General features: G+C 74.3%; 17 protein-coding genes. 9 read left to right on the top strand and 8 right to left on the bottom strand.

Annotated features, from left to right (window positions below; all coding sequences use genetic code 11):
* Nucleotides 1-47 precede the first annotated feature (47 nt).
* Both BJZ21_RS16860 and BJZ21_RS16855 read left to right on the top strand, forming a co-directional pair.
* Entirely contained in the window at nucleotides 48-374 is a 327-nt protein-coding gene (locus tag BJZ21_RS16860) for a hypothetical protein (RefSeq protein WP_179664816.1), read from the top strand.
* A 160-nt stretch (nucleotides 375-534) separates the two neighbouring features.
* Nucleotides 535-1,023 carry a hypothetical protein gene (locus BJZ21_RS16855; protein WP_179664815.1) on the top strand — a complete coding sequence of 163 codons (489 nt, stop codon included), beginning with the start codon at nucleotides 535-537 and terminating at the stop codon, nucleotides 1,021-1,023.
* A gap of 16 nt (nucleotides 1,024-1,039) precedes the next feature.
* Here BJZ21_RS16855 and BJZ21_RS16850 read toward each other — a convergent pair whose 3' ends face one another.
* Nucleotides 1,040-2,389 carry a sensor histidine kinase gene (locus BJZ21_RS16850; protein WP_179664814.1) on the bottom strand — a complete coding sequence of 450 codons (1,350 nt, stop codon included), beginning with the start codon at nucleotides 2,387-2,389 and terminating at the stop codon, nucleotides 1,040-1,042.
* Nucleotides 2,389-3,108 carry a response regulator transcription factor gene (locus tag BJZ21_RS16845; protein WP_179664813.1) on the bottom strand — a complete coding sequence of 240 codons (720 nt, stop codon included), beginning with the start codon at nucleotides 3,106-3,108 and terminating at the stop codon, nucleotides 2,389-2,391. The genes BJZ21_RS16850 and BJZ21_RS16845 overlap by 1 nt, the downstream gene beginning before the upstream one ends.
* A gap of 59 nt (nucleotides 3,109-3,167) precedes the next feature.
* On the opposite strand from BJZ21_RS16845, the gene BJZ21_RS16840 reads away from it, so the two are divergent.
* A complete protein-coding gene (locus BJZ21_RS16840; RefSeq protein ID WP_179664812.1) occupies nucleotides 3,168-3,761 on the top strand; it encodes a hypothetical protein in 594 nt (197 codons plus the stop codon).
* Nucleotides 3,762-3,845: 84 nt separating this feature from the next.
* Here the strand turns inward: BJZ21_RS16840 and BJZ21_RS16835 are convergent, their stop codons facing one another.
* Nucleotides 3,846-4,748, bottom strand: a complete 903-nt coding sequence (locus BJZ21_RS16835; protein ID WP_179664811.1) for an alpha/beta fold hydrolase — start codon at nucleotides 4,746-4,748, stop codon at nucleotides 3,846-3,848.
* Between the two features lie 272 nt (nucleotides 4,749-5,020).
* Between BJZ21_RS16835 and BJZ21_RS16830 the strand changes: the two genes are divergently transcribed.
* The gene (locus BJZ21_RS16830) at nucleotides 5,021-6,934 is read left to right on the top strand and encodes an ATP-dependent DNA helicase (RefSeq protein WP_179665756.1); all 1,914 of its coding nucleotides are present in this window, start codon (nucleotides 5,021-5,023) and stop codon (nucleotides 6,932-6,934) included.
* A gap of 6 nt (nucleotides 6,935-6,940) precedes the next feature.
* Here the strand turns inward: BJZ21_RS16830 and BJZ21_RS16825 are convergent, their stop codons facing one another.
* Together BJZ21_RS16825 and lexA are read right to left on the bottom strand one after the other, a co-directional pair.
* Complete coding sequence (locus BJZ21_RS16825; RefSeq protein ID WP_179665755.1) at nucleotides 6,941-7,759, bottom strand: phosphatase PAP2 family protein; 819 nt, start codon at nucleotides 7,757-7,759, stop codon at nucleotides 6,941-6,943.
* A gap of 90 nt (nucleotides 7,760-7,849) precedes the next feature.
* Nucleotides 7,850-8,578, bottom strand: a complete 729-nt coding sequence (gene lexA, locus BJZ21_RS16820) for a transcriptional repressor LexA (protein WP_179664810.1) — start codon at nucleotides 8,576-8,578, stop codon at nucleotides 7,850-7,852.
* A gap of 173 nt (nucleotides 8,579-8,751) precedes the next feature.
* On the opposite strand from lexA, the gene BJZ21_RS16815 reads away from it, so the two are divergent.
* The 3 genes from BJZ21_RS16815 (at nucleotide 8,752) to BJZ21_RS16805 (ending at nucleotide 11,114) form a co-directional block, all read left to right on the top strand.
* On the top strand, nucleotides 8,752-9,594 hold the full coding sequence (locus BJZ21_RS16815) for an SDR family oxidoreductase (RefSeq protein ID WP_179664809.1): 843 nt from the start codon (nucleotides 8,752-8,754) through the stop codon (nucleotides 9,592-9,594).
* Nucleotides 9,595-9,720: 126 nt separating this feature from the next.
* Nucleotides 9,721-10,308, top strand: coding sequence for a DUF6318 family protein (locus tag BJZ21_RS16810; RefSeq protein WP_179664808.1), 588 nt, complete (start codon nucleotides 9,721-9,723; stop codon nucleotides 10,306-10,308).
* A gap of 428 nt (nucleotides 10,309-10,736) precedes the next feature.
* On the top strand, nucleotides 10,737-11,114 hold the full coding sequence (locus BJZ21_RS16805) for a hypothetical protein (protein WP_179664807.1): 378 nt from the start codon (nucleotides 10,737-10,739) through the stop codon (nucleotides 11,112-11,114).
* An 84-nt stretch (nucleotides 11,115-11,198) separates the two neighbouring features.
* Here BJZ21_RS16805 and BJZ21_RS16800 read toward each other — a convergent pair whose 3' ends face one another.
* A complete protein-coding gene (locus tag BJZ21_RS16800) occupies nucleotides 11,199-11,495 on the bottom strand; it encodes a contact-dependent growth inhibition system immunity protein (protein ID WP_179664806.1) in 297 nt (98 codons plus the stop codon).
* A gap of 19 nt (nucleotides 11,496-11,514) precedes the next feature.
* Nucleotides 11,515-12,966: an RNase A-like domain-containing protein gene (locus BJZ21_RS16795; protein WP_179664805.1), complete on the bottom strand. Its 1,452-nt coding sequence runs from the start codon at nucleotides 12,964-12,966 to the stop codon at nucleotides 11,515-11,517.
* A gap of 281 nt (nucleotides 12,967-13,247) precedes the next feature.
* On the opposite strand from BJZ21_RS16795, the gene BJZ21_RS16790 reads away from it, so the two are divergent.
* On the top strand, nucleotides 13,248-13,658 hold the full coding sequence (locus tag BJZ21_RS16790; protein ID WP_179664804.1) for a LysM peptidoglycan-binding domain-containing protein: 411 nt from the start codon (nucleotides 13,248-13,250) through the stop codon (nucleotides 13,656-13,658).
* A 189-nt stretch (nucleotides 13,659-13,847) separates the two neighbouring features.
* On the opposite strand, the gene BJZ21_RS16785 is transcribed toward BJZ21_RS16790, so the two are convergent.
* Nucleotides 13,848-14,192, bottom strand: a complete 345-nt coding sequence (locus BJZ21_RS16785) for a hypothetical protein (RefSeq protein WP_179664803.1) — start codon at nucleotides 14,190-14,192, stop codon at nucleotides 13,848-13,850.
* Nucleotides 14,193-14,325: 133 nt separating this feature from the next.
* Between BJZ21_RS16785 and BJZ21_RS16780 the strand changes: the two genes are divergently transcribed.
* Nucleotides 14,326-15,411 carry an ATP-binding protein gene (locus BJZ21_RS16780; RefSeq protein ID WP_179664802.1) on the top strand — a complete coding sequence of 362 codons (1,086 nt, stop codon included), beginning with the start codon at nucleotides 14,326-14,328 and terminating at the stop codon, nucleotides 15,409-15,411.
* The last annotated feature ends 36 nt before the right edge of the window (nucleotides 15,412-15,447 follow it).

Here is a 15,447-nt window from a genome sequence, read left to right as displayed (position 1 = left end):
CCGGTGCGGCCGGGGGCGGCGCGGCAGCCGGAGCCGGAGGAGGGGGCGTGCTCACGCTGCCTCCGCCGCCGATCGGGGCGGACCCGGCAGTGGCGTGGACGTACCGGGTGGTGACCCGCGTCTGCACCGGTCGCTGGCGCAACACCACGTGGGGTCGCTGGGCGCGCCGGGCGAGTGCGGCGTCGTACCGCGCCCGCGCCCGTTCGGCCTTCGCGGCGGCGGCTGCCGCGACCCGCGACCGCTGCGCCGCGACGGCCTGGGTGCTCGCAACCTCCTTCGCGTGGTCGCGGGAGGCCAGGCCGGCCAGCCAGCCGGCCGCAGTGAGGGCGCCCACCAGGGAGACGCCGGTGACCGCGCTGACCGCGAGCCGGTAGCGGTCTCGAGAAGATGCCGAGTAGGTCATGGCCGCCACGCTGCGGGCCGGGACGCCAAGCCGTCCTCATGGCGTCGTCAAGTCCGGGTCAAGGTGGGCCTTGAGGGGGATTTGAGGTTCCCCCGACGCGCTCCTGACCCAAGAGCGCCGAGCCTGTCGCCATGAGACGCATCTCCGCCTGGATCCTCGCCCTGGCCGTCGTGGCGGGCGCCGCCGGCTCGGCCGTCGCCTACGCGCACACCAGCCCCGGCCTCCCGCCCGACGCCGGCACGCCGGCCGCCGCGACGAGCGCCGTACGCCAGCAGCCGGACCGTGCCCCGCGTCCCGCGCGCCCGGTCACCAAGGTCCGCTGGGCGCCGTGCCCAAGGCACGCCCACCTTGAGCACGGCGTCTGTGTCGTGGACGTGGTGCACACCGTGGTGCTGCCGGCCCCGCCATCTCCGCGGGCCGCCCCGGCTGCCCCGGCGACCTCGACGACCGCGGCTGCCGCGACTGCCGGGACAGCAACGGCATCGCGCGGGGCCCGAGCCACCGCGGCCACGGCCGCCAGGCCCGGCGAGGACGGCGAGGACGGCGAGCCCGGCGAGCGTGGTGGCGAGCACGCCGGCGGTGAGGACGGTCCCGCCGGCCATGCCGGTCACGATGACTGACCGGCTCCCGCGCCGCTCAGCCCTCGAGCAGCGGCAGTACCACGGTCACCAGCGCGCCGCCCTCGGGTGCCCGCCCGGTGGAGAGCCGGCCGCCGCTGCCGGCCGCGGCGCGCCGGGCGATGTCCAGGCCCAGCCCGGTCGTCCCGAGCCGGGTGGCGCCACTGCCGATGCCGGTGCCGGCGCCGGCGCGGTCGGGGCGGCCGGGTCCCGGGCCGGGGCCGGCGGCGTCCCGGACCGGGAGGCCGGGGCCGGCGTCGGCGACCTCCAGCACCGCTACCGGGCCGGTGTCCTCGCGGACCGGGCGCAGCTCCAGGCGCAGCCCGGTGCCCTCGGCGGTGTGGGCGAAGACGTTGTCGACGAGCACGTCGACGAGGTCGCCGAGGTCCTCGGCCGCCATCGGCACCCGCAGCGCGACGGCGGGCAGGTCGACCCGGAGCTCGCGGCCCTGGTCGTCGGCGAGGGGGCGCCAGAACTCCACCCGCCGGCGCACCGCCGTGACCGCGTCGCAGCCGGTCGGCAGATCGGTGCGGACCGGGCGGCGGGCCTCGTGGACGATCGAGTCGATGGTGCGCTGGAGGGTCGCGATGTGCTCGCCGAGCCGTTCGGCGAGCTCGGGGTCGGCGACGCCCTCGGAGTCCAGGCGCAGCGCGGTGACCGGCGTCCGCAGCCGGTGGGAGAGGTCGCCCACGGCGGCGCGCTCGCTGGCGAGCAGCTCCCGGGTGCGCTCGGCGAGGCCGTTGAGCGCGCGGGCCAGCTCGCGGGTCTCCTCGGGGCCGCGGACCTCGGCGCGGGCGTCCAGCTCGCCCTCGCGAAGCCGGTGGGCGGTCGCGGCGACCTCGATCAGCGGGTCGCTGACCCGGCGCCCCAGCCGCGAGGCCAGCAGCACCGCGAGCGCGAGCAGCACCACACCCAGCCCGACGATCGCCGCCCAGGCCCGGGAGACGCCCTGGCGCAGCTCGGCCGGCGCGACGGTGGCGCGCGCCACGGCGGTGCCGTGGGGGCCCACCACCGGCAGCAGCACCCGGCCGCCGCGGGCGTCGACGACCGTGAAGGCCTCGCCGGACCGGGCCCGGCGTACCTCCGGGTCGCCCGCCATCGACGGGCCCGAGCCCAGCGTCCGCCCGTCACCGGTGAGCACCTGGGTGGACGGCGCGCCGCGCCGGTCGATCTCCCGCACCAGCGCTCGCAGACGGGCGGCGTCGGGCACCCGGGCGACGAGGATCGCGACGCTGCGGGCCTCCTGGTCGGCCGCGGCCATCGCGCGGTCCTCGGCCAGGGTGCGCACCAGCAGGCACAGCGGGATCACGAAGGCCGCCACCACCGCCGACGTGGTGACGACGACCAGCCATGAGATGCGGCGGCGCATCAGGGCCCCCCGGAGTCGGGCTCGGGGTCCGGCACGGGCTCGGGGTCGACGAGGCGTACGCCGACCCCCCGGACGCTGAGCAGGTAGCGCGGCTCGGCGGCGGACTCGCCGAGCTTGCGGCGCAGCCAGGACAGGTGCACGTCGACGGTCCGGTCGGACCCGCCGTACGCCTGCTGCCAGACCTCGGCGAGGAGCTCGCGCTTGGTGACCACCTCGCCGGCGCGGGAGGCCAGCAGGAGCAGCAGGTCGAACTCCTTGCGCGAGAGGTCCAGGGTCTCGCCGCCGAGGGTGGCGGTGCGGCTGCGCTCCTCGACGACCAGCGACCCGACCCGCAGCGGCGCGGGCGGCGAGGTCTCCCGGCCGCCGCGGCGGAGCACCGCGCGGATCCGGGCTGCCACCTGCTCGGTGCCGAACGGCTTGACGACGTAGTCGTCGGCCCCGCCGTCGAGGGCGCGGACCATCGTCGGGTCGTCGTCCTGGGCGGTGATCACGATGATCGGGACCCGGCTGGCCGCCCGGATCATCGAGATCAGCGTCAGGCCGTCGACGTCGGGGAGCCCGAGGTCGAGCAGCACGACCTCCGGCGACTCGCGCAGCACCAGCTCCAGCCCGGTCAACCCACGGGCGGCGGTCGCGACCGCGAAGCCGCGCTCCCGCAGCCCGCGCTGCAGGCCGGTCCGGATCCCGTCGTCGTCCTCGACCACGAGGATGCTGGTCATGCTGGAACGGTAGACCGCGGCCGGGTGGCGTCGGTCCCGACGGACGGCAGGATGACCGGATGAGTCGATGGCGGTGGCCGCTGGTGGCCGCGCTGGCGTGGCTGGCAGTCGTGGCGGTCGGCTCGGCCGCGGTGTGGTGGGTGATCTCCAGCGTCGGCGAGGACTTGGGCCCCGGGCGGTCGGTGACCGCGGTGGTGCCCGGCGGGACGGGGGGCCGGGCGCCGGGCGGGGGCGCTCCGGGTCCCTCGGCGACCGCGGGTCCCTCGGCTCCTCCGGGCCCCTCGGGGACCACCCCGCCGGGGTCGGCGTCGGGTTCGGCGTCGGGTCCCTCCTCGGGGGGGCAGCCGCCGGGCTCGCCGGGGACCTCGGGGTCCGACCGACCGGCGCCCACGGCGACCCACCGGGAGACCTGGGCGGGTCGGGGCGGGTACCTCACGGTCGGCTGCCGGGGCGTGCAGGCCGGTCTGGTGGCCGCCCAGCCCGATCCCGGGTACGCGGTCTCCGTGAGCGACCGGGGTCCCCAGCGGGTCGAGGTGTCCTTCGAGGGCCGCACCGAGGACGGCGGCCGGCGTGTCGAGGTCCGCGCGGAGTGCCGGGCCGGGCGGCCCGCGTTCCAGCTCTCCGCCGGGGAGGGCGGGGGCCACGACGACTGACCGACCCCGGGCAGCCGCTGACGGCGGGCGTGCCGGCCGCGCGCCCGCCCGGAGGGGGTCACCGCCGGCGCGGCCGGCGGCAGGTCAGCGACCCGCGAGCACCTTGAGGTCGGCGAGGATCTCCTCGATCCGGACGGCGAGCGAGATGTGGCCGTCCTCGTCGAAGAGGTGCGGCTCGGCGCCGGGCACGTGCGCGGCGAGCCACTCGCCGTGCGCGAACGGCACCATCGCGTCCTGCCGGCCCTGCCAGACCCCGACCGGGACCCGGGTCGACTGGAGGTCGAAGCCCCACGGGGCGGTCGCGACCAGCCCGTCGTCGCGCACCCCGCGGACCCCCTGCGCGCCGGCGCGCTGCAGGCTGCGGGCGAGGTAGTCGCCCAGGTCGTCGGTGAACGCGGCCGCGTCCACCGGCGTGAGCAGGCCGCCCATCGCGCCGACCAGCTCGGCCAGCGGCGTCTGCAGGATCGGCAGGAAGTCCTCGGTCAGGTAGGCCGCGTAGGCGTCGGGGCCCTGCACGGCCGCGGCGTACTCGGCGCGGTTCTCCGGCGCCATGCCCGCGAACCAGTCCAGGCCCTGGCCGTCCTTGGGCCCGACCCCGGCCAGCGTCGCGACTGCCAGGCACCGGTCCGGCAGCAGCGCCCCGCAGGCCAGCGCCCGCGGTCCGCCGCCGGACCAGCCGAGCGTCACGAACTCCTCGACCCCGAGCTGCTCGAGGATCGTCATCGAGTCCGCCACGTCGTCGACGACGCGGGGCGCGCCGTCCTCCCACGAGTACGGCGAGGACCCGCCGTACCCCGGCCGGGAGTAGGTGATCATCCGCAAGCCCTGCCGCCGCGCGGCGTCCTCGAAGCGGGCGAACGGGACCGCGGCGCTCGGCGAGCCACTGTGGTAGAGCCAGGCCAGGCCGTCGGGATCGCCGCCGGTGAGCACCTCCAGCACCCGGCCGTCGTCGGTCGTCACCTCGAGGTAGTCGACGTGCTCGTCCATCCTTCTCCCGTCCTCGTGCCCGGTGGGCGGTGCGCCCGCCCCCGATGGCGTACGGCGCAACCGGTCCACCTTAGGGCCCGCGAGGGCCGATGGCTGTGGAACTCCGTGGAACGGGTGTCCGTGGCCGCGGTTAGGGTTCTCGGGTGCCCCCGACCTCCGCCGCCGACAGCGACTCCACGACCGCCCCGAGCTCGGGTGCCGGCCGCGTGGGCGCGGTGCTCGAGGGCGCCGTGGCGGCCCTCGGCGGCCGGCGCCGCGACGGGCAGGTCGCGATGGCCGAGGCGGTCGCGGAGTCGATGCGCGAGGGCCGGCACCTGCTCGTCCAGGCCGGCACCGGCACCGGCAAGTCACTGGCGTATCTGGTCCCGAGCCTGCTGCACGACCAGCGGGTCGTGGTCGCCACCGCGACGCTCGCGCTGCAGCACCAGCTCGTCGAGCGCGACCTGCCCCGCCTGGTCGAGGCGGTGGGGTCGCAGGAGGGCGTCGACGCGTCGTACGCCGTGCTCAAGGGCCGCTCGAACTACGCCTGCCTGCACCGGATCCGCGAGGGCGTGCCCGACGAGCAGGGCGCGCTGGTGGAGATGCCGGCCGGCTCGATGGGCCAGAAGGTCCTCGAGCTGCGGTCCTGGGCCGAGGAGCAGGCCGAGAACGGCGGCTCCGGCGAGCGCGACAACGCCCCGCGGCACACCGACCGCGAGTGGCGGCAGGTCAGCGTCGGCCACCGCGACTGCCTCGGCGCGGCGAAGTGCCCGTTCGGCCAGGAGTGCTTCGTCGAGCTGGCCCGGGAGAAGGCGCACCGCTCCCACCTGATCATCACCAACCACTCGCTGCTCGCGATCGACGCGATCGAGGGCGTGCCGATGATCCCCGACTACGACGTCGTCGTGATCGACGAGGCCCACGAGCTGACCGCCCGGGTCACCCAGGCCGCGACCGACGAGCTCTCCGCGCCCGACGTGGAGCGGGCCGCGCGCCGCTCGCAGCGGTTCGTCGAGGGGTCCGAGGCCGACGACCTCGCCGACGCGGGGGAGACGCTGCGCGACGCGATCGACGGCTGCGACCCAGGCCGCTTCGAGCGGCTGCCCCAGCACCTGGCCGACGCGCTGGTGCTGGTGCGCGACGCCGCGCGCGCCTGCCTCTCGGCGTACCCCCGCGAGAGCGACGCCGGTGACGCCGACGCCGGCCGCACCCAGGCGCGCGGCACGGTGCAGGAGGTCTTCGCGTACGCCGAGCGGATGGCCGCCGACCTCGAGTCCGACGTGCTGTGGCTCTCCGAGGGGGGCAGCGGCGGGCAGAGCCGGGTGCCGCCGCGGCTCTGCGTGGCGCCGCTGCAGGTCTGGGGCCCGATGCGCGACAAGCTGCTGACCGACAAGACGGTGGTGTTCACCTCGGCGACGCTGATGCTCGGCGGCGACTTCAACTCGGTGGCCGGCAGCGTCGGGCTGAAGCCCGGCGAGCGGGTCACCGAGGGCGCCGCGGGCGCGGCGGTCGGCGGCGCGCTGTCCGAGCACGCGCTGCCCTGGCGGGGGCTCGACGTGGGCTCGCCGTTCGACTACGGCCAGCAGGCGATCCTCTACGTCGCCCGGCACCTGCCGCCGCCCGGCCGCGACGGCCTCGGCAAGGCCCAGCTCGACGAGATCGTCGAGCTGGTCGACGCCGCCGGCGGCCGCACGCTGGGGCTGTTCTCCAGCCGGCGGGCGGCCGAGGCCGCGGCCGAGGTGGTGCGCGAGCGGCTGCCGCACCTGACCACGCTGGCCCAGGGCGATGCGCAGCTGCCCGAGCTCGCCCGCCAGTTCGTCGAGGACCCGCACACCTGCCTGTTCGGCACGCTGAGCCTGTGGCAGGGCCTCGACGTGCCGGGCGAGACCTGCCAGCTGGTGCTTATCGACCGGATCCCGTTCCCGCGCCCCGACGACCCACTGATGAGTGCCCGGCAGAAGGCGGCCGACAAGGCCGGCGGCAACGGGTTCATGCAGGTCGCCGCGACCCACGCCGCGCTGCTGATGGCGCAGGGCGCGGGACGGCTGATCCGCACCACCACCGACCGCGGCGTGGTCGCGGTGCTCGACCCGCGGCTGGCCACCGCGCGGTACGGCGGTTTCCTCAAGGCCAGCCTGCCCCCGATGTGGACCACCACCGACCCGGCCGTGGTCCGCAAGGCGCTGGCCCGGCTGGCCGAGGGGTAGCGCGCCTCAGTCGACCGCGAGCTGCGCGCGGCGGTTGGCCAGCGCCCCGTCCGGCGGCCCCATGCGGCCCCGGCGGTCGCGGTCGGCGCGGACGGGCAGCCCGTCGGCGACCATGAAGCCGGTGACGATGACCAGCCAGCCGACCAGCACGTCGAGGACCCAGTGGTTGCCGGTGCCGACGATCACGACGGCGGTGCCGACGGCGTAGAGCCAGCCGAGCACCTTCACCCACGACCAGCGGGCGTGCCGGTGCAGCGCGATCGCGCACCACAGCGCCCAGCCGGCGTGCAGCGAGGGGAAGGCCGCGAGCTGGTTGGTCAGGCCGCCGAGCCCCCGCGGCGCGGAGGCGTCGGTGCCCCACCAGCCGGCGGCGGCGTGCAGGTCCAGCACGTCGACGTAGCCGCCGAGGAACCGCGGCGGAGCGGTGGGCAGCATCAGGTAGATGACCAGCCCCAGGATCGTGGCGATCGCCAGGGCCCGGCGCGCCGGGAGGTAGGTGTGCCGGCCGCGGAGGTAGAGCCAGACCAGCACGGCGAAGGTCACCACGTAGTGCAGCGCGGCGTACCAGTAGCTTCCGAGCAGCCCCAGCACCTCGTGGGCGCTGAACAGCTGGTTGAGCGGGACCTCCCAGTGGAGGCCGAGGTGCTTCTCGATGTGCAGCAGGCCGTGCGCGCGCTGCAGCGCGGGCGTCATCGCGGTGTCGGCGAGGAGCCGGGAGAGGCTGTAGCCCAGCCACAGCACCAGCACGAGCACCAGTTCGAGCACGCCGCGCGTCAGGCGCGGGTACCGCTGTCGGACACCCGCGATCGCGGTCAGGGACGGCATGCTCACGTGAAAACTCTCCGGGAAATCAATGGTTGTGCAAACCCAGTATTACCCGGAGGTCATCCTGAGGAGGACATTACGTCCCAACCGTCACATCCGCCGTAGGACCGCGGTCACCTTCCCGAGGATCGTGGCGTGGGTGCCGTCGATGGGGTCGTAGGCCTGGTTGTGCGGGAGCAGCCACACCTGGCCGTCCTTGCGCTGGAAGGTCTTCACGGTGGCCTCGCCGTCGATCATCGCGGCCACGATCTCGCCGTTGACCGCGGTCGGCTGCTGGCGGATCACGACGTAGTCGCCGTTGCAGATCGCTGCGTCGATCATCGAGTCGCCGGAGACCTCGAGCAGGAACAGCTGGCCGTCGCCGACCAGCTGCTTGGGCAGCGGGAAGACGTCCTCGATGCGCTCCTCGGCCAGGATCGGGCCGCCGGCGGCGATCCGGCCGACGACCGGCACGTACTGCGCGGCGGGCATCGCGTCGCCGACGCCGGTCTCGTCGTACGACGTCTCCTCGGCGGCCGAGATCGAGCGCCGGGCCGCGAGAACCTCGGGCAGGAACACCTCGATGGCGCGCGGCCGGTTCGGGTCGCGCTTGATGAACCCCTTCTCCTGCAGCACCCGCAGTTGGTGGGAGACGCTGGAGGAGCTCGTCAGGCCGACCGCGTCGCCGATCTCGCGCATGCTCGGCGGGTAGCCGCGGCGCTCGATGGAGTTCTTGATCGTGCTCAGGACCCGCTGCTGGCGCGGCGTCAGCCCGGTGGCGTCCGGCGGGCCGTCGGGCAGCTGCGTGACCTTGTCGGACGGCGTCTTCTTCGGGGCCATGCGGCTGCCTCCATGTCGTGCGGGCGGGCGGCCCGGTGGTGCGGGCGACGTCCCGACGGTAGCGGAACCGGCCGGATGATTCAAACACCTGTTCGAAGGCGTGTCGCCTTGACGGACCGGGCTGTCGCGGCCTCCGCCGCGTCGGTCTCCGCCCGTTGCGGCAGACTCCCCGCATGGCCAGAGCGAGCGGTGCGGCGCACCCTGCCGCGGGTGCGCGCGGGGAGAGCTGTGTGGTGACCGGTGGTGCCCGCGGGATCGGGCGCGGGATCGCCGAGCGGATGGTCGCGCGGGGGTACGCGGTCGTGCTCACCGACGTCGACGCCGCGGGCGCGGTCCGCACGGCCGGGGAGATCGGCGCGGTCGCCGGGCTCGGCCTCGACGTCCGGGACCCCGAGGCGCACCGGGCGGCGGCGGTCGAGGCAGCGTCGTACGGCGTGCTCACCGCCTGGTTCAACAACGCCGGGGTCGGCGATGACGGCCGGCTCGCGGAGCTGTCGGAGGAGGCGGTGCGCCGCCTGGTCGAGGTGAACCTGCTGGGCACCCTGTGGGGGATGCGCGCGGCGCTGGCCGCGTTCGCGGAGTCCGGGCGCGGCGGCGACGTCGTGAACACCGCGTCGCTGGCGGGGCTCGGGCCGGTGCCGGGCTACTCGGTGTACGCCGCGACCAAGGCCGCGATCGTCTCCGCGTCGATGTCGTGCGACGTGGAGAGCCCGCGCGGGGTGCGCGTGCACGCGCTGTGCCCGGACGGCGTGCAGACCGCGATGCTGGACGGCCAGACCCCCGGTGGCCTGGGCAACCTGCTGGTGCTCTCCGGCGGGCGGATTCTCGGCGTCGACGAGGTCGCCGAGGCGGCGGTCGCGCTGGTGGGCTCGCGCCGGGTGGTCCGCTCGCTGCCGCCGTGGCGCGGCGGTGTGATCCGCGCATCGGCGTTGGCGCCCTCGGTGACCGCGAAGGCGCTCGGGGTCTTCGTCGCCCGGGGCCGCCGCGCCCTGCAGCGCCGCGCCGGCAGCAACTGACCGGGGCCGGCCATTCGGGACTGTCCACAGGCGGTCTGGCGGGGCCTTCCCAGGTCGTGGGTCCTTCCGTAATGTGCATTTCCGCGGCCCCTCGCCGGGCCGCGGCTTCGGGGGAAGGATCCGTGGATGGAGCGCTCTCGGTCGGCGTTCGCCGCTCTCGGCCTCCTCCTCGCCTGCGCCCTGGGCGGGTGTTCGTCGCAGGATCCGGTGCCGAAGGTCGCGCCTGCGTCGGGGATGTCGGAGTCGGCGTCGGCGTCGGCGTCGGCGAGTGCGACGCCGTCGGGACCGGTGAAGCCGGTCATGCCGGCGGCTGCGAAGAAGCACACCGCGGCTGGGGCTGAGGCGTTCGTGCGGTTCTACTGGGAGATGGCGGACTACGCCCAAGCCACTGGCGATACATCCGGCCTGAGCCATCTGGGGAGCCCCGGCTGTAAGGCGTGCCACGGTGGGATAAGGGCGATTGATGTCCTGTATGAGCAGGGGGGACGGATCCGCGGTGGCGGCACCTCGCTCTCCGGGTTTCACACATTCCGGGTGTCTGTCGACCCGCCGACCTATCAGGTGAGGGTCGCGATCCGAAACAGCAAACAGGTGGTCCAGCGCCCCGGCGACAAGCACGATGAGGTCTATCCGCCAAGCGTTGTGCACGCTCGCTTTCTCGTTGACCTGCTCGACACCCATTGGTCAATCGGCTATTGGGAGGACGTCTCCTAATGCTGATGCGCTTCATGTCGTCGGCTCTACCGGCCCTGCTGCTGATCACGACTGCGGCGTGCCACCCGGCCTTCGCTGACGGCTCGACCGAGGCCGGTTCTCGTGGCAACTTCTTCTACGTCGGCGCCTCGGCTGAACAGTACGAGGGCGGGGCAGCGAATGGTGCACGGTCGACGGGCGTCGCCGAGGGTGTGTGGCACCAAGAGATCGCTTGTGCCGAAGGTGGCCTGGCTCTGTGTGCAGACGTCATGGTCTGCCCGGACGGAACGCCAATGACCAGATGGCTGTTCGTGGGACCCGATGGCAGTTTGCGCGACTCCTACTATTCGTGTCCGACGCAGACGGGGCCTGCACCTCAGCCGCAGATCACGCAGGCGTTGGTGCTCCAGGCGCTGCGCAGGGTTGGCCTTCCGGGGTCGCAGCTGAGGGTGCAGCCGCCGGGTGGGGAGACGCTGGTCAACTTCCGGACCAACTTCTACACCGAGCAGGAGCCGTTCACCAGGACGGTGCAGCTGCTGGGTCGCAGGGTCGATCTGCGGATCTGGCCGAGCCAGTTCCACTGGCGGTTCGGGGACGGCGCGGACCTGGCCACCTCGAACGCGGGGGCGCCCTACCCGGACCTGCAGATCACCCACGCCTACGAGTCCAAGGGTGGTGTGAGTCCGAGCGTGGACACGACCTACGCGGCGCAGTTCCGCGTGGATGGCGGAGCGTGGCGAGACGTCGACGGCACCGTCACGATCCCCGGCAGCCCGGTCCGGCTGCAGGTGCGGACCGCGCGGCCGGTGCTGGTCTCCTACCAGTAGCGGTTTGGGGCGGATCGCAAGCACCAGAGGGGTGGGATCCGCCGCAAAGGAAGTCGGCCCTCGTCCGGCTACCGCCCGGCGAGGTCAGTGACGTCCGGCCAGGTCACGCTGGACCCGCCGGGCGATCTCGAGCAGGCAGCCGCGATAGCCGCCCTCCTCGTCAGCGAGTGACAACTCGCAGCCCAGACCGTCGAGGAACGCCTCGAGCTCCGCGTCCGTGTGATGCGTGCGCAGGACCCAGGAGACCTCGTCAGGAAGCAGCGGAGCCAGCTGGGGAGCCCCGGCGACAAACGCATCGACGTTGTCCCAGAGGTCGCCCAGCAGGTCGAAGTCCTGGTGGAAGTAGGCCCTCATCAGGTGCTCGAGTGCCGGCGTCTCCATCCTTCGTCCTCTCATCGGGTCACGGCCTGGGATAGGCGGTGTGGATGCGAAAACCCTCGGGCATCCCGGCGTCCCGCACAAGGACGACCCGGACGCCGGTGACGTCGAAGAGCTCGCCGGCACGATTGGCGGTCCTGCCGGTCACGGATCCGAGGTCGGCCTCCAGTGCCAGGACCCTTTCCGAAGACGAGCGCCACGCGTCGAGCTTCTCTCGTTCAGACCTGAGGACTCGGGCGACTACCCGCTCTGCGGTGTCCTGGTCGGGGAACGTCGAGGCGAAGCGGAGCTTGGGCTCCCGGGACAGTCGCTCGACCAGTTGCTCGTCCTTGCGGGCGACATGTCTTGCCAGGAGGTGGCCGCCGGCGTCCTCGTGCTGCTGCAACCAGCCCCTCCCGCGCGTCCACCACAGTCGCATCTCACCTCGTTCGCCCTGGGCGAGCGACCGGGCAACGGCGGCCTCCCTGAACTTCACGAGGTTCAGTCGCGTGGTGCTGAGAGCGTCCCGCGCGGCGCGGACGGTGGTGGCGCAGCCCTCGGCCAGCACGCGGAGGGCCTCGAGCAGGGCCGCGAACCGGGGTGACTCCGCCGCCACTCGGGCGGCGACCGCGGCCAGGCCGGCCGCGGTGCCGGCGCCGCCGGTGAGGAAGCCGAGGGCGACGGAGATGACCACGCCCTCGACGACCTGCTCCAGCACCCAGCCCGCCAGGTCCAGGATCTCGGCGTGCTTGGCCTCGACGGCGTCGGCGTACGTTTCGCAGGACGTCGCCAGGGCGGTGAGAGCGGACGCCACGTCCTCGGTGTGGGCCCTGAGGCGGGCCGTGGCCCCGAGGGCGAGGGGAACCTCGGGGGAGCGCTCGAGCCACAGGCCGCGGGCGGCGCTGTCGCAGCAGCCGATCGGGTCGGCCAACGCGGTGGCGGCGGAGCGCCACGCCGCCGCGGCGCGGCGCAGCCGGGCGGCGTCGGCGGTGGGCCAGGCGAAGCCCTGGAGGTGGTCGAGGATCCAGTCGACCTGGGCGGGCAGGGCGGGCAGCGCCGTCGCGCCGCGGGCAGGAGGCGGCGTGCCCGGCAGCACGCTCACATAGCCGTGGTCGGGCAGCCGGTCCCCGTCGTACACGGTGGCGCCGCCGATCACCGCGCGGGCGTTCGCGCGCGCATGGTTGGCCAGCGTCGCGTGGGTGAGCCGCCCGAGCCCGGCGTACGACGCGACCAGGTCGGCCAGCGAACCGACCGCCTCGGCGGCGGCAGCGTCGTACGCCGCGGCGAAGTCGAGCGAGGTCGAGTCGTCGCCGGCCATCCCGCCGCACCCGGCCAGCGTGGCGACCAGGCGGGTGTGGGCCAGGGCGGTGAGCTGGTTGGCCTCGGTGAGGGCGGTGCTCGCGGTCCGGTAGCCACCGCCGTCGATCTGCAGCACCACCATCGGCGTGCCTCCAGAGCCGGACCGGAACCAGGACGACCCCACGATGCCGCCCATCGGGCCGGCGTGGGGGACCGAGACGCGATCTGTGGATAACGCCCGACGACACGTTGACGACGTCGGTCGTGATTCGAACAAATGTTCGTCAGATGCTTGCGTCGTTCGAACACCTGCTCTAGCCTCGTACATACGTTCGATCGAACGTTTGATCGAGGATGTGACGGTCGACCGGTCCAGACCAGTCTTCCCCGGACTGTCGGTGGCCGCCACTAGACATTCCTCGACAGGCAGGCCGAACCGATGACCCAGGCAGACCGCCGCTTCCCCAGGAGGTCCCGATGAGCACGATGACGATGAGCACCACGATGAGCAGCAGCTACGCCGCCCCCGGCCGCGAGGCGCGTCCCGTCCGCGGCCTCCCCACCCCACCGGTGCGGCAGGCGAGCGGAAGCGGCCAGGTGCGGCTCACCCGGCGCGGCCGGGCCGTGGTCTTCGCGCTCGCGCTGCTCGTGGTGCTGGGTCTCGGCGTGCTGTGGGCGGCCGGCTCGGTGGCCACCGAGCAGGCCGGGCAGCCCGAGCCGACTCGGGTGGTCATGGTCGCCCCGGGCGACACCCTGTGGCAGATCGCGGCCGACATCGCCGACGACGGCCAGGTGCGCGCCATGGTGGACAAGATCGAGCACCTCAACGCGCTCGACTCCGCGGCGCTCCAGTCCGGCCAGCGCCTCCAGGTGCCGCTGCACGGCTGAGCTCCGCGCAGCGACCGCAAGACTTCCGCCAGTCGACCTCGACCCCGGCTGGCGGAACCGGGGAAGACGAGGGGCGGGGCCGCGGTGGCCCCGCCCCTCGCGGCTTCCCAGCAGCCGCCCGGTCCGCCCATTTCGAGGGCTCGACCGAGTCAGCCGGCCCGACGTACCCAGCGGGCCGCGGGCGCAGGTTCAGCGGGCGGCGCGCCGCCCGCCCACCGGGCGCGGCGCGGCCGGTGGCTCCTCGGGCGCCGACGGGTCACGGGTGACCCCCAGCCTTCGCAGCAGCCGGGCGAGCAGCATCAGTCCGACGAACAGGCATGCGACCGCCCCCAGCGACGCGATCCCGAGGAACATCCAGGCGCCCGAGTCTCCGTCGCGGGCGGCCGAGCCGAAGTCGATCGCGGCGTACACCAGGTAGCCCCACGCCACCACCGCCAGCGTCACGCCGAGCGCGAGCCCGAGCAGTGGCCGGCTCAGCGACGGGCCCTGTCGAGGCGCCCGCCTCGGACCTGCGCGCTTTCCCCGAGTCGCCACAGCCGCCATTGTGGCCGATCCTCGCCCGACGCGTGGCGCCGGGCTGAGATTCGCACCGCCGGCGGAGCCGGGCGGAAAAGTCAAGGTCCTTGCGCCCGGACATGCGTCGGGGATCTGCCCTAGGCTGTGACTCGTGGTGCAGGGAAGGACCCCGCCGGCGGGGGACGCCGGGGGACAACTGGACGACGTACCCCACGAGCCGCTCGGCCACCTGTCGCGGCTCGGCTTCTCGCTGCGCAGCGCCGGCGACGTCGACGAGATCGCGCGCTGCCTGATCCGCGATCTCGGCGAGCTGCCCGGCGTGGTCCGGGTGGGGGTGGCGTTGACCGAGGGCGGCGGCCGCCGGCTCAAGTTCACCGCCACCGATCGGGCCACCGAGTCCACCCCCGAATCGACCACCGAATCGGCCACCGGGCCGACCACCGGGGGCGGGCCGGAGTGGTGCCACATCGACGCCTACGACGACGTGCCGCTCACCGCGGTCGTGCGCACCGGCGAACCGGTGCTCGGCGACCTGGACCACCTCGAGCGGCAGTTCACCGAGCTCGTCGCCCACGAGCGCGAGCGCGGCGTGCGCGCGCTCTCGGCCTGGCCGCTGCCCGGCCTGGGCTCCCCGATCGGCGGCCTCATCGTCTTCTACGACAGCCCACAGCCCTTCACCGAGCAGCACCGCAGCCTGATGGAGGCCACGGCCCGCCGGGTCGCCGAGGCGGTACGCCGGGTCCGGGTCACCTCCGGGCGGGGCCCGGGCGACGCGACCCCCGATGACCCGGCGCTGGTCGGGAGCGGCGAACGCCGCAGCCTCCTGCTCGAGGGCGACCCGCGGGCGCCGGGCGCGGCCCGCCAGTTCCTCCGCGCCCACCTCGCCGAGTGGGGGGTCGACGACGACCTGGTCGAGACCGCCCAGCTCTGCCTGTCGGAGATGGTCACCAACGTGGTCATGCACGCCCGCACCAGCTCCGAGCTGACCCTGCACCTCGAGGCCGAGGTGCTCACCGTGGTGGTCCGCGACCTTGGCGGCTCCAGCCGCGCCGGCGACCCGACGATGGAGGTCGCGCTGGGCGAGGACGACGACCCGCTCGGCGTGTCCGGGCGCGGGCTGATGCTGGTCGACGCGCTCGCCGACCGGTGGGGCTCCGAGGCCGACGCCAGCGGCACCACCGCCTGGTTCGCGCTCGAGCTGGCCTCGGTCGGCGGGCACTCCTCGCGCACCGGCTGACCCCGTCGTACGCCGCGGCCGCCGACCCCCGGCGTA

It is taken from the genome of Nocardioides panaciterrulae (assembly GCF_013409645.1).
Classification (GTDB): Bacteria; Actinomycetota; Actinomycetes; order Propionibacteriales; family Nocardioidaceae; genus Nocardioides; species Nocardioides panaciterrulae.
This window is presented reverse-complemented; position numbering and strand designations above follow the sequence as displayed.